The organism is Fusibacter tunisiensis (assembly GCF_016908355.1).
Classification (GTDB): Bacteria; Bacillota; Clostridia; order Peptostreptococcales; family Acidaminobacteraceae; genus Fusibacter_D; species Fusibacter_D tunisiensis.
On record NZ_JAFBDT010000002.1, the window covers coordinates 198,983 to 213,065 of the forward strand.

The 14,083-nt window shown below is 34.4% G+C and carries 14 protein-coding genes, 2 tRNA genes and 1 other RNA gene; all 17 read right to left on the reverse strand.

Annotated elements, in window-relative coordinates; all coding sequences use genetic code 11:
• Positions 1-105: 105 nt before the first annotated feature.
• The 17 genes from recR to JOC49_RS02555 all read right to left on the reverse strand — a co-directional run bounded on the left by recR (position 106) and on the right by JOC49_RS02555 (position 14,026).
• Positions 106-705 (reverse strand): recombination mediator RecR, encoded by a 600-nt coding sequence (recR, locus tag JOC49_RS02475; RefSeq protein ID WP_341534643.1) that lies wholly within the window; start codon positions 703-705, stop codon positions 106-108.
• Positions 706-711: 6 nt separating this feature from the next.
• Entirely contained in the window at positions 712-1,050 is a 339-nt protein-coding gene (locus tag JOC49_RS02480; RefSeq protein WP_204661884.1) for a YbaB/EbfC family nucleoid-associated protein, read from the reverse strand.
• A gap of 13 nt (positions 1,051-1,063) precedes the next feature.
• The gene (gene dnaX / locus JOC49_RS02485; protein ID WP_204661887.1) at positions 1,064-2,665 is read right to left on the reverse strand and encodes a DNA polymerase III subunit gamma/tau; all 1,602 of its coding nucleotides are present in this window, start codon (positions 2,663-2,665) and stop codon (positions 1,064-1,066) included.
• Positions 2,619-4,511, reverse strand: a complete 1,893-nt coding sequence (locus JOC49_RS02490) for an HD domain-containing phosphohydrolase (RefSeq protein ID WP_204661889.1) — start codon at positions 4,509-4,511, stop codon at positions 2,619-2,621. Before JOC49_RS02490 ends, dnaX begins: the two co-directional genes overlap by 47 nt.
• Positions 4,508-6,289 carry an HD domain-containing protein gene (locus tag JOC49_RS02495; RefSeq protein WP_204661892.1) on the reverse strand — a complete coding sequence of 594 codons (1,782 nt, stop codon included), beginning with the start codon at positions 6,287-6,289 and terminating at the stop codon, positions 4,508-4,510. Before JOC49_RS02495 ends, JOC49_RS02490 begins: the two co-directional genes overlap by 4 nt.
• A gap of 116 nt (positions 6,290-6,405) precedes the next feature.
• Positions 6,406-6,669, reverse strand: an RNA gene (gene ffs / locus JOC49_RS02500) — signal recognition particle sRNA large type.
• A gap of 12 nt (positions 6,670-6,681) precedes the next feature.
• Positions 6,682-6,770, reverse strand: a tRNA-Ser gene (locus JOC49_RS02505).
• 3 nt (positions 6,771-6,773) lie between these two features.
• Complete coding sequence (locus JOC49_RS02510) at positions 6,774-7,223, reverse strand: nucleoside deaminase (RefSeq protein ID WP_204661895.1); 450 nt, start codon at positions 7,221-7,223, stop codon at positions 6,774-6,776.
• Between the two features lie 64 nt (positions 7,224-7,287).
• Positions 7,288-7,363: transfer RNA gene (locus JOC49_RS02515), tRNA-Arg, on the reverse strand.
• Between the two features lie 6 nt (positions 7,364-7,369).
• Entirely contained in the window at positions 7,370-8,050 is a 681-nt protein-coding gene (locus JOC49_RS02520; RefSeq protein WP_204661898.1) for an OmpA family protein, read from the reverse strand.
• A gap of 6 nt (positions 8,051-8,056) precedes the next feature.
• Complete coding sequence (locus JOC49_RS02525; RefSeq protein WP_204661901.1) at positions 8,057-8,779, reverse strand: hypothetical protein; 723 nt, start codon at positions 8,777-8,779, stop codon at positions 8,057-8,059.
• 4 nt (positions 8,780-8,783) lie between these two features.
• Positions 8,784-9,182 carry a helix-turn-helix transcriptional regulator gene (locus tag JOC49_RS02530; protein ID WP_204661903.1) on the reverse strand — a complete coding sequence of 133 codons (399 nt, stop codon included), beginning with the start codon at positions 9,180-9,182 and terminating at the stop codon, positions 8,784-8,786.
• 4 nt (positions 9,183-9,186) lie between these two features.
• Positions 9,187-9,618 carry a hypothetical protein gene (locus tag JOC49_RS02535; RefSeq protein WP_204661906.1) on the reverse strand — a complete coding sequence of 144 codons (432 nt, stop codon included), beginning with the start codon at positions 9,616-9,618 and terminating at the stop codon, positions 9,187-9,189.
• 363 nt (positions 9,619-9,981) lie between these two features.
• The gene (locus JOC49_RS02540; RefSeq protein ID WP_204661909.1) at positions 9,982-11,292 is read right to left on the reverse strand and encodes a helix-turn-helix domain-containing protein; all 1,311 of its coding nucleotides are present in this window, start codon (positions 11,290-11,292) and stop codon (positions 9,982-9,984) included.
• Between the two features lie 108 nt (positions 11,293-11,400).
• The gene (locus JOC49_RS02545) at positions 11,401-12,291 is read right to left on the reverse strand and encodes a diacylglycerol/lipid kinase family protein (RefSeq protein WP_204661910.1); all 891 of its coding nucleotides are present in this window, start codon (positions 12,289-12,291) and stop codon (positions 11,401-11,403) included.
• 96 nt (positions 12,292-12,387) lie between these two features.
• Positions 12,388-13,260, reverse strand: a complete 873-nt coding sequence (locus JOC49_RS02550) for a ParB/RepB/Spo0J family partition protein (protein ID WP_204661912.1) — start codon at positions 13,258-13,260, stop codon at positions 12,388-12,390.
• The gene (locus JOC49_RS02555; RefSeq protein WP_204661914.1) at positions 13,253-14,026 is read right to left on the reverse strand and encodes a ParA family protein; all 774 of its coding nucleotides are present in this window, start codon (positions 14,024-14,026) and stop codon (positions 13,253-13,255) included. The genes JOC49_RS02550 and JOC49_RS02555 overlap by 8 nt, the downstream gene beginning before the upstream one ends.
• Between the last annotated feature and the right edge of the window lie 57 nt (positions 14,027-14,083).

Below are 14,083 nucleotides of genomic sequence, written 5' to 3' on the forward strand. Positions count from 1 at the left end.
CCTGAATTCCATAATATGGAAATACTATATCATATATGGAAAAATTTGTAAACAGTTGGTGTAAAAAAAAGAACCTACCTCTTGGTAAGTTCTATTGTAAACAGTTTACAAAATACGTCTTCCTTCTAATGCTCTTGCTAAAGTAACCTCGTCCGCATATTCTAAATCACCACCGACAGGGATACCATGTGCAAGTCTTGATACTTTTATGTCAGTTCCCTTCAACAGTTTTGAAATATACATTGCAGTTGCTTCACCTTCAATTGAAGGATTGGTTGCAATAATTAATTCACTGGTTTGATCATTTTGAAGTCTGAGAATCAGTTCTCTAATTTTAATTTCATTCGGACCTATGCCTTCCATGGGTGAAATAGCCCCATGCAATACGTGATAAGTGCCATTAAATTCTTTGGTGTTTTCAATGGCCAACAAATCCCTTGGAGATTCCACAACACACATGACACGCGGGTCACGTTTGACATCATTGCAGATGTCACACAAGGTTTCTTCAGTTAAATTAAAACACCGTTCACAGTAATGGACTTTCCTTTTTGCATCCAGTATGGCCTCTGCAAACCCGACAGCATCGTCTGGAGAAGCATCCACCACGTAAAATGCCAATCTTTGAGCTGTTTTGCGTCCAATACCTGGTAATTTGGAAAATTCATCTATCAACCTGCTAATTGCCGGTATATATCGCATCATCAGCTCCTAAAATAAGCCAGGAACGTTCATACCGGCTGTAAATTTACCCATGCTTTTTGACATGGTTTCATCTGCATTCTTTAATGCCTCATTCACTGCAGCTATGATTAAATCTTCCAACATTTCAATGTCATCAGGGTCTACAATTTCAGGCTTAAGATCAATAGCAACAAGTTCTTTTCTGCCATTCACCACAGCACGAATCGCGCCCCCACCTGCTGACGCTTCAAACTCCTGCTCTTCAATTTCACTTTGTGTTTCCTGCATTTCCTTTTGCATTTTTTGAATCTGTTTCATCATATTATTCATGTTTCCAGGTATCATTGGTCCTTTTCCCTTAGCCATAATACGCCTCCTATTATTTTATTTCGAGCACATCTTTATAATCTTTAAAAAAATCCATAATCTGTGCTTCTTCACTTTCCTGTTTTCTTTCAGTTCCTGTTTCAGCCAAAAATTCTAAAATCAATTTCTTCTTAAGCGTCGAACTCAACTTTTCATTCAAATAAGGTAAATTTTGAGCATTCATCAATAAAGATACAAACATTTTATTTTCAGATTTTACTTGAATGATACATTTATTTCCTTTTAAGCCAATTGGTAAAGCGTCCATTAAAAACGGATAAATAGCTTTTCTCTCTTTGGACACCTCTTTTAGAACATCAGGCCACTTTGATACAATATCCTCTAGTGTTATCTCTTGATCTGTAAATTCTATAAAAGCTTCAACTTCATCGACTTTTTGTGGATGCACCTGACTTGCGTCTGCACTTTTTACGGGTTCTTCCGATTTAATGGCAACCACACCACTTGAAATCATTTTTTCCAAGCTTTCAACACGCTCCAAAAGAGCCTCAATAGAATGCTCCACTTCTGGATGCATGAGTTTCATTAACGTCGCTTCAAAAACAATCCTTTTGTTTTGGGAGTACTTCAAATACTTTGATAAATCTATTAGCAAATCCAATGCCCTAGAGATTTGTCCAGAAGTTACTTGATTCGACACATCAGAAAGTGACTCAATGTATTCATCAGAGGCATTAATCAAGGCTTTCCGATTTTCATCCACCATTTTCACAATTAGCAAATCTCTATAGACTTCAATTAAACTGTTTAGAAATTGATTTAAGTCTTTCCCATGACGCATAATATGATCCACAGTTAGCAAGACTTCTCCACCTTGTTTAGTCGCTAAAAATTGTATCAATAAAACCACTTGTGTTTTTTCAACAACCCCAAGAACATCAACGACATTTTCTATTGTAAGCCCACCGCTTTTAATGCTCAAACATTGATCTAAAGCACTCAGTGAATCCCTTACTGCGCCATCACTTTTCTGAATGATTAATTTTAAAGCCTCGACTTCATACGTCACGCCTATTTTATTGCAAATATATTCCAGTCTTTTAAGGATATGTTCATAAGAAATGCGCTTAAAATCATATCTCTGACATCTTGATAGTATTGTTGCAGGTATCTTTTGAGGTTCAGTTGTGGCCAAAATGAAAACAACATACTCAGGTGGTTCTTCTAATGTTTTAAGAAGTGCATTAAAAGCCCCTTGTGAAAGCATATGGACCTCGTCTATAATGTAAACTTTATGTTTTCCCCTTGAGGGTGCGAACTTAATATGCTCGCGTAACTCTCTCACATCATCGACACTGTTGTTGCTTGCTGCATCCATTTCTACAACATCTATAAATTGTTCATCTAGAATACTTTTGCAATTCTCACATGTATTACAAGGGTTTCCATCTTGATTGTTTAAACAGTTAACAGCTCTTGAAAATATCTTTGCTGTTGATGTTTTTCCAGTTCCGCGTGTTCCAGAAAACAAATATGCATGTCCATATGTTCCAGAAATAATCTGATTTTTTAATGGTGTTGTTATATGATCTTGTCCAATTACTTCATCAAAGTCCAGTGGTCGCCACTGTCTGTAAAGTGCTTGATATGACATAGCTTTCTCCTTGTTCATCGTCTATGATTTTCTGTATGATATGGCGTTTTTCACGAATCAACTGTTCTAAAACAGACACCACTTCTGGATCAAATTGTCGTCCTTTGTAGCGGATGATTTCAGTCATAGAATCTTCCATCGTTCGTGCCTGTGAATAAGATCTGGCTGAAGTCATTGCATCAAACGCATCAGCTGCACCAATAATAGCTGCAAATGGTGGCAGGTGGTTTAAATTTGATTTAGGATAACCAGAAAGATCATACCGCAAGTGATGGTACAAAATACCCTCTTTAATCTCTTTTCTTAAGTTGATTGAGTCCAATATCTGTATACCTTTTTCAGGGTGTTGCTTCATTTCTTCATACTCTTCCACGGTTAATTTTCCGCGTTTAACTAAAATTTCCTGATTAATACCAATCTTTCCGACATCATGCAACAACCCTGATATTTCAACGTTTTCAATTTCTTCACTACTATAGCCCATTTCTTTTGCAATTTCAACTGCAAACCTAGAAACGCGTCTAGAATGTCCTTCAGTGTACTTGTCTTTAGCTTCTATTACACTTACCAAAGCTTCAATTGTATTAAAGTATTGCACTCTCAACTTTTCATATATAATTGCCCTTTGAACCACGATGGATGCTTGATTATTAAACATTTTCAAAATGTTATAATCGTTCAAGTTCATTTTTGAACCCAAACCTGAACATAAAATCGCAATAACACGTCCATCGACTTGTAAAGGTGCCATGGCAATGTACTGTGCATAGTCTGAAATCATTGGAAAAGAGTCGCCAATAGCCACAACACGTACATCGGGGTTAGAAAGCCAGTCTGCGTCAAAAAGGATTTCCAACTCAGTTTGGTTAAAGGTACTCTGATCAATTTTTTTGGAAAGAAAACTTTTTAAATCCCATTCATTCTCTGTATTTCGCATATAAACACATCCAAAAGACATGTTGAACAAACCCTCTAACTTTTTCAGTATATTTTCCAATAATTCTTCAACACTACGGTTGCTAATTAGGGCTGAGTTTATCTGATTAATATAATCCAGTTCTTTTTTCTTACGTATAATTCGACTTTGAATAGCGATTTCATCACTTATTGACTTGCCAAGACAAAGGAATGTGTTTGAATCCATTTTAATGGTTCTAAAACTTATATATTCTGAAGCGTTATTTTGGCGGTTGGCATAGAGCACATTTATAAAAATAGGCTCTTCTGTGGCATTTAATAATGCTTTTATTGAAAAACTTTGATCATACTCTGTCTGTTGGACAAAAGAATCAAAAAGTAACCCCTTAGAGTCTATACTTGAATACCCTAGTCTTGTCTCAAATAGGGTATTCATTTTTTGAATAATACCATTTCCATCAAGTTCAATTATAAAATGATCCGTGTGCTCAGATAGGTATTGATTTGCTTTTTGATTCAACTCTAATTCATAATTGAGCCTTTGAATATTAACTTGAATTTGATCCATTTCGTGGTCATAATTTTCTATTTGAGATTTAAGATAGTCCATATCCTTGACAATTTGTTGATTTGACTGATTTCTTGCCTTTAGATTTCGAATCAAATTTGCCAATCTTTTTTCACTATTGCTTACAAGTGAAATGTGTTCCAAATTTATATCAAGATTACCATTCCACCAAATTGAAAAATTAGATTTTTTGATTTTTACTTGAATAAGCCGCAACCAAAAGATTGTAAATCCCCCTAGTAAAACAAGAGAAATTAAAACCGTCGCCATATTTTTAGTTTTTATCCAGATAACCGTTAATAGAAGTAGATTCATCACAATACTGCTAACTATTAACTTGGTTCTGAGTCTAATCTTCATTGGGTACCTCTTGTTTCATAGATTCTTGAAAGATCGGAATCAGGTTGATTTGCCAAGGCTTCTAAAATTCGAATAAACTGTGGAGAATACCGCTTTCCAGCATGTTTTTTCAACTGGAGAATACACGCGGATATGGTAAACTCTGGGTTGTCGCTTGCCATCCAATCCAAATCATTTGCAATTCGAATCATTTGAGCATAATAAGGCTGTTCAGTGAAACCGGTTTCTTTGCCATTAGACATGTCAAAATCCATATGATGAAATTCAACACCTGCGAGTACGTTTTCACTTAAGCCAACTTTTTCTATCATCTTCCTTCCACGAATGCTATGATCTTCATCATTTCTATACGCTTCCCCTGTGAATACTTCTGACATTTTTCCAACATCGTGCAACAATCCAGTCATGTAAATCTCATCCATTTCATTTGAACTTAAATATAACTCTTGCGCAATACGTTTTGAGATTTCCGCTACACGTCTAGAGTGACCACTGAACCAAGTCGAATTAATTTCTGTAGCAGTGACAAATGCTTCAACCGTTTTAAAATAATTTGTTTTCAATTGGTCATAAAGCAGTATTTTTTCAAGTGCAATTGTAAGATTAATTGCTATAGATTCATACAATGTGAGATTTTCTGTGGTAAATTCATAGTCGCTTCCAATAGACAGTACGCCAAAAGTTGCATTATAGTTGGCCAATGGAATATAAGCAATTTTCCCACCTTCTGCAATAAATTTTTCTAAATCTGGCTCTGGAAACATCAAATCGTTTATCTTATTTAGAAATATCATTCTGTTTTCACTGATTGCATATCGCATATGCAATTTTTCATTACTGATTTCGTCAGAGAGCACATATTTTTTTCTGTAACCACTTAAAGCGACTTTTTCAAGTTTGTTATTTGCATTTATTAACCGTATTGAAATTGAATTTAAATTATTAAAAAACGCAATTTTATCTAGCGCTTCTTGTAAAGTTCCCGAAACGGTATTGCGTTCAATAATTATTTTGCCTATCTCGTTTATGACATGGAGATCTCTTGTCTTTTTTAAATAGTTCTCATTCATCCGTTTATCAAAATTATTAGACATGGATATGTGAAAAACCAGCCGAATAGAGTCATCGTGAAAAATTCTAACCGACTTTCCATTTAAATGCTCGCCACTTTTAAAAGGATACACTAGATTCCCAAAATCTCTGATTCTAAATAGCTTGGTGTCACAATAGGAATCATCTAGAACATCCTGTATTAAGTGTGCCTCTGGATAAAACGTTCTAAAGCGATCGTTTGCATAAACAATTTCGTCTTTCATATTGGTTACCCAGATTCTATGCGGTAGTAAATCTGAAATTTTAGTAAAGTAAGCCCGTGCTGCTGTATGTCTTAATTGGATTTCATTACCGGCAGCCTTCCAATATTTGTAATCTGCATGTTTTTGATTAAATTGCTGTTCTATTTCAAGTAAATTTTTCCGCAACTCATTAAATTCTAACTGCTTTTCCTGTTGAAGCGAAACAATTTCTTGATAGCGTTCTTGCGCCTTAATTGCATAGTCGTCTTTAAAAACACTTCCTGGTGCACCCATATATAAATCTGTATATTTTAGATGTTCTACCAATATAATTGATATCACTGTAATTCCAGTAAAGGCAATCGTAAATACAAGAAATACATCAATCCAGTCAAAAGATGTTCGAATCAATAACAAAGCGACAAGTGATATCGCTACTGCATATATGCTGTTGTATCCCCAAAATTCGCTATATTTTCTCAAACAATCCCCCATAGACCCATATACTAAAATTATATGCGAAATAGACCAAAATTGAAACCTTATTCCAAAATAAAAAATCATCAATCCGTTTGTGGAAAGATGATTTCTTATTTAAGCCGTGCACTTGGCTTTGAAAATGCACTATGAACGTAACCCAGAGAGTTAACTCAAACCAGGAACCCCTGCGGCACATAGATGGTCTTGCTTACCGCTGCTTCCTTCCGGATCTGACGGGGTTCACAAGTATCTATTGCGCAGGACCCAATTCTCAACATCACTTTTCTGGAACCGACTTCACAATGTAGTCCCTCAACCAAGCATCAACCCTGCTATAGCGGATTGCAGGTTACAAGGCGCCGCTACCTCCCCGTCTAGCACGGCATAGATAATCATGGCGGAGAGAGCGGGACTCGAACCCGCGGGGCCTAACGGCCTTACACGCTTTCCAGGCGTGCCCCTTAGCCAACTCGGACATCTCTCCATACTATGAACGTCTTTCTTTGAAAAAATTTTGCATCAGTGCTTTGCATTCTTCTTCCAAAACACCTGCTTGAATTGTCGCATAATGATTTAATCCATTCAATTCAAACAAATTAAAAATCGACCCACAAGCACCCGCTTTTGGGTCTGGTGCACCATAGGTAATCGACCTAATTCTTGACTGAAAAATAGCCCCACAGCACATAGGACAGGGCTCTATTGTAACATAGATATCGCAGTCTGTCAATCGCCATCCCCCCATAACTTTGGAAGCTTCTCGTATCGCATTTATCTCTGCATGTGAAAGGGCATATTCATCACTTTCTCTCGTATTGTAGCCCCGCCCTATAATTAAATCTTTATACACAACAACAGCACCAATTGGAACTTCGTTAAATTTTAGGGCCTTCTGAGCTTCAACTAAAGCTTCTCTCATAAAATCATTTGGACTCATGACAACTCCTTCTATTAAGAAAACTCCAGCTTTATGTGATCATAAAACTGGAGCAAGTATGCTTTGGCGCACCCGGCGCGAGTCGAACGCGCGACCTACCGCTTAGGAGGCGGTTGCTCTATCCTCTGAGCTACGAGTGCAATCCTTTATTTGAACATCCCCGACGTATAGTGATCTTTAAAATAAACTAAAACACGATCGTTTTCAGTTTGCTTAGCACTTTCTCTAAACTTAGGGACCTCCGAACCAAAATTATACACGTTTATCCGCTCAATTTCAATACCCGCATCCAATAACTGATTCAATATAACTTCACTTCTATCTTCACTTAACTGTAAAGCTGCATCTGTTTGCTTGAAATCTGGATACCCATTTACATGTCCTTCTATGATAATCGCTTCATCAGGATATGCCTTTAAAACTTCAATTAAATCACGCCATAAACCCTCATCGGAAGGTTTTAGGTCAACTGTATTTGTGATGAAATTAAATTCAAAAAGTGTTGCACGTAAATCCTCCAAGATTTCTTGTGTATATAGGTCGCTTTCCTGCATTGACGCCTCTGTTGTTGGTGTTTCTGTTGGTGCTTCTGTTGGCGATTCTGTTGGTGCTTCTGTCGGTGCCACAGATTCTGGAACAGAATCGGTTTCACCCGTTGAAATCGGTTCAGTTTCATCTGAGTTTTGAGTCGCCAATTGACGCCCATCATCTTTATGTCCAAAATGATCAACCAACAATGACGTACTATATACCAAATTAAAAATCAATACAATCACAAAAATAACCAGTACATACTTTCCCCGTGTTGTAAGTCTATATGCTGACATAATAAACTACTTTTTAGGCTTTACAAACTCTACGAGGTTAATAATTTTCTGAATTTCATATTCAATCATTGTATTTTGATCTTCCTGGAATTTCTTGCGATTTTTATTAATTTCTCTTAAATCTTCAATTCGCTTTTCTAATTCACGAATGGTGGCATCATTTCTTGAAAATATATCCTGTGTCGTAGACACCGTCTCTTCTAAAACTGTATTTAATGAATCGATACGCTTATAGGCATCATTCAACAGTTCATCCAAACCAATGTTCGATACTTTCATGATATTTAATACTGTTTCACGTTTAATATCCAAGGGCAAGTTTTCAGGAATAGCTTTCAGATAGACATCTGTCATAAAAATAGTTTTTTTAACATCACTTTCCAACTGAGAATTCCGATAGATTTCGTCAATTGTAAGCATTTTATTCTTTTCATAAGCACCAATTATCAAGTCTAATTTATCCCCAATATCTGATGGCTTTTCTAAATCCCCATGCTTATCAGATTTCTCTTTTGGTACGTCACTTGGCTTTGATTCTTTAAACGTTGTTTTTGCGATTGTTTCTTTGTCATTTTCTTTTTCTTTTTCTTTGTCCATTAACTTCATAAGATCAGGTACATTTTCCGGATCAGGAATCATAGAATCTGTCAGTTCAACATCTTGATCTTGATCTTTGTTTTTAGGTTCTATTAAACCCATTTTTTCGAAAATCGATTTTTTAGGTACCACAGCATTACCCTCCTATATTCATTTCTTTTATTTTGTTTTCCAAATATTGATGTCGCCCTCTATTGCTTTTAGATAGTGTTCTCAATTGTTCAATAAAATCATCTTTTTTTGATACTTGTTCTTTTTTGGATTGAATTTGCCGATTTAAAAATTCAATGACATACGTTAAATCTTGAATAGATTGATTTTTTAGATCAATCACATCTTGACCAGGAAAAAAGGAACTGTTCGGTGCACTCTCAATAGTGTCTTTTATGATTTGTACGCCTTCTTCATCCACGTAGGTAATATTACTTCTCACATGAATATGAGGTTTCAATATTTTCTTATTTCGATTAATTTTTTTATAAACAGTAACTTTACTAACCCCAAGCATTCTTGCAACTTCTATAACTCTAAACATAGCATCACTCCATCACGCTTTCCAGTTTTTTTACAATTATATTTTGCAACATTCCCATATTTTCCAGTTCCTCAGCAATTTTTTGCTGATACTGTTCAATCATTTTATCCTTTAAAGAAAGCTCACGATCCAAGTTATCCATCTCATTTATGAGTATACTTATTTTATCCAATAAAATTTTCCGATCCCGATCCTGCCGTACTTCATTGGAAGCAAAATCCTTTTTAGCCAACGCTTTCACTACCGACTTATCATATTGATCAATTTCTATACCAAATAAAGTTTTGAGCACTTCAAGACCACGTTCGTTAAAATGTGTAACGCCATCCTCTTTGTGTATATGACTTTCAAGCAGGGCACGATGTGTAATCATTTTTTCAAACACTTCTGTTTTTTCAACCCCAATCAATTCTGAAACATCACTTACTTTGTACACACCATCACCTCCTACTGTTAACAGTTAATTAACTGTTAATGACTCCAGCATTATGATTTACAGGTTTCTACTGTTTCCTCTATTTTACAAAATTTTCATCATCTAATCAAATATTATTTATTTATTTATGTATATGATTTAACATATGCTCTTAAACGTTCTAATTAAGAGGTTTAAGTACAATATAGTTAATGCTTACAGAATAATTGATTCAAGTATTTTTTTGTAAATGCGTTTACTGTTATATTTTATAATCAAGTAAATTGAGCGTTTTCATTTGTTTATCTGTTTTTTAAATATAATTAAGACATCAGAAAAAAGATATATCTGATGTCTTAATTCATTACATTCCTACCATGTGTTTCATTTTGAGATTTCAGGATTTGTATCAATTTGATACTTCTGCATTTTTCGATATAAAGTGCTCCGACCAATTTTTAAGATTTCTGCTGATGCGGTAATATTATAGTTCATATAGTCTAATACTTTTACGATATATGCTCTCTCATGATCTTCAAGTGATTCTATCAACTCAGCTTGAGTTTTACTGTTAGCACTGTCTTTCCAATGCTTGAACGTCTCATATCTATGATCCCCAGTAATACTTAGTACCTCATCAGATTCAAAATCATCTAAATTTTTTAGCGTAACTGTCATCAATTTCAAGTCTTCAGTCAATTGTAAAATTTGACCTTTAAAATCTGTTTTGTTAACCGTTGTCAATATTATATTCAAAACTTTCATATCACTAAATTTTTTACTGTTTTTATTTATAATTTTTTCTCTGTTGTAAACTGTTAACAACTTGATGCAGTTATCAGAAAGTAACTCAATATTATCTACAACAAGTGTTTCAGTCTGATACATATATGATTTTAAAAGTCTATATTGGTATATTGAAGGAACAGCTGATGCATCCATATAAAGTGCATTTGAATCAACACCCGTTGCTAAATAAAGCGCTAGTGTCGTTCGACCAGATCCACAACTGCCTTTAATTAAAACACTACTCTGATTAATTTGTATACGTTCAATTGATGACTTAAATAGACGAAAGTAACTTGGTGGATAATGAAACAATTCTGATAAACTATAATCTTGAAAATTTTCTTTTGATATTTGTGCTTTATTTTCAGAGTAGGCATTAAGACGTCTTCTAACATTTGAGATTTCATATGGACTTATTTCAAAATCACTAAGCAACATTAGTATTCCAATTATACGATCTTCCTGTTTGATCGGGATCCCATACGTGCAAAAATTGGATAACCCATCTAAGTAATGTTCTTCAAAAAGTACATGCTCCTGCTTTCCACTTTTATAGGATAATGCAGCAGCATTTGTACCAAGTAAATGCTCTTCAAAAGATAATATAGAATCAATTTTGTAAACACTTGTTCTCTGAGTCACAACATCTAAATTTGGATTAATTAAATAATAATCCATAGAGAGTGGAACAATTGCGTCTATAAAAGTGATAAAATTCCCTTGAAATTCAGAAACCAAAATATTTTTTTTGTTAAAGTGAATTGAAGACAAATTTATACTGTGATCAATTTGAGCCAGTCGACACTTATACCAGGAGATTGAAATTTCATCACGAATTATATTCCGGTTCAATCGTCCTGTTTTACGATAGTATAATTTTGCATCTTTAATTTGCATTGTAGTCATAATTCCTCCAAATTCACTCTGTAAATAGATTTATGTCTTTTCCGTCAACTTCATCACTGTTATAAATCATTTCATAAAATATCAAGTATTTTTTTACAAAAAATGGATTTACAAAAATATATTTACCTTATAGTGTGTCATTGATATGTTTACTGGTGTTTTTCCTACTAGATTTCCATCTATGTTTATATCATAATAACCATCATCCATTTCAATTATAATTTCTCGACCTTTATAATATTCGACCTCTTTCACTTCGCCTAAACGACCTTTATACACTTTTCCTATCTCTTTCATAAATTTTAAACGTGATACGTTATTTACCAAACACACTTCAAAAATTCCATCATCCATCACTGCATCGGGACAAACTTTCATGCCACCTCCTAAATAAGCGCCATTCCCAACTGCAATCAGCTTCATATTTCCTTTGTATTCAACACCATCAATTTTCACTTTTACAAGATTTGGTTTGAAAAACAAACCTGATTTTAATGTGCTCAAAAGATAAGCTGGATGACCTGGAAAAATTCTTTTTAATTTTTCTGTATCTCTGATTATTTGCCCATCGATTCCAAGAGATGCTACATTAATAAAATAGTGATTATTTGCTTTGCCCACATCAATTTTTTTGATGTTATTTTGAACAACATTGTTTAATATTTCTTCTATATTATTTGAGATGCCGAGTGTTTTAACCAAATCATTTCCCGTTCCCCAAGGTATTATGCCAATTGAATAGCTAATATCACTTTTAAAATCTAACCCATTGATTAGTTCTGATACCGTTCCATCTCCACCGACTGCTACAAATTCGGTATATCCTTTAGATGAAAGTTCATTTACCAATTCACTAATATGATTTTTATACTTTGAAATATATATTTCATATTTCATTTTATCCTGTTGTTTTATTAGATATTTTTTTATTAATTCCACTGCTTCAATCGTATTTCCTTTTCCTGCCACTGGATTTATTATAAACGCGATTTTTCTCATCTGGCCCTCTTTTATCTATTTTCTTCTATTCTATCACATCTATTGTTTCACGTGAAACAAAAAACATAGCCCGAAAGCTATGTTTCACGTGAAACATTATCGAATTAAATCAATAATACGATTTAAATCATCAATGTTATAAAAATCAATGGAAATCCGACCTTTGCCATTATTTTCATTGATTGTAACTTTAGTGCCATAAGTGAGGCTCAACTCATTTTCCAAACTCGTTATTTCTTTTAGTTTTTGAGTCGTTTTAGTTTGTTGTGTTTTAGTTTTGAAATACTTACTAAAATTTCGACTCATATCCTCTGCAACACGTACACTCAAACCTTCATTGATTATCTTTTCAAAAGCCATAATCCTATGATTCGTATCTTCAATTGACAACAAAGCTCTTCCGTGCCCGTTTGAAAGGGTACCTTTCATAATAGACTCTTGGATAATTGGCTCTAATTTAACCAGTCTCATAGTATTCGTTAAATAAGACCTGCTTTTCCCAACAATTTTACTCAATTTTTCTTGAGTAATCTTATATTCTTCAATTAATTTCATATAGGCAAGTGCTTCCTCAATTGGATTTAGATCTTCACGCTGGACATTCTCAATAAGTGCTAATTGGGCTATTGTAAATTCATCCACATCTCTTATAATTGCTTGAATTTTTTTTCTGCCAATGGACTTTGTAGCTCGCCATCTTCGTTCACCAGCGATTATTTCATAGTAGCTTCCACTTCTTTTCAATACAATTGGTTGAAGTAAACCATGTTCTTCTATTGAATCACCTAAAGCACTAATTTTTTCAGAATCAAAATGTTTTCGAGGCTGATCTTTATTTGGGATAATTAAGTTAACATCAATCTCTTGCACCAGTTCACCATGTTCATTGATGTTTTTTTCTATAGAATGCATTGAATCATCTGAAATTAGAGCACCTAGCCCTCGTCCCAAGCCACTTTTCTTAGTCATCTTCTTCCTCCAACATTAAAAATTCTTCAGCTAAATCCAAATAAGCTTCAGCACCTTTAGATTTTCGATCATAATGTATAATAGGTAATCCATAACTTGGCGCTTCCGCCAAACGTATATTTCTTGGGATAATTGTCCCATAAACATATTTTTTAAAATGCTTCTTTACTTCCTCAACAACTTGGATTGATAAATTCGTACGACCATCAAACATACTAAGAAGCACACCTTGAATTTCTATATCTGGATTAATTCGATTTTTTACCAAATTAAAGGTATTTATCAAATGACTTACACCTTCGAGCGCATAATACTCACATTGAATCGGAATTAAAACTGTATCAACAGCAACCAAGGCATTAATCGTTAAAAGGCCTAAAGATGGGGGACAATCAACTATAATATAATCATAATTTGCTTTAATGCGTTCCAATTGTTTTTTTAACAAAAACTCTCTGTTATCAAAGTCAACCAATTCAATTTCAGCACCAGCCAAATCTACACTTCCCGGTAAAATATCCAAGCGTTCAAAGTCAGTATTTATAATTACATCTTCTATATCGGCTTCGTCAATTAAAACATGATAAATTGAGGCTTTTAACAAACTCTTATCTACACCAACACCACTTGTTAAATTACCTTGAGGATCATTGTCAACCAAAAGTACGCGTTTACCACTTTCAGCAAGTGCAGCAGAAAAATTAATAGCTGTTGTGGTTTTACCGACACCACCTTTTTGATTAAATATTGCAATTGATTTGCCCATAAGCCCTCCTAGATATCCATTACTCCCATTATACTAAAAAAAAAAAAATAAAAAAAG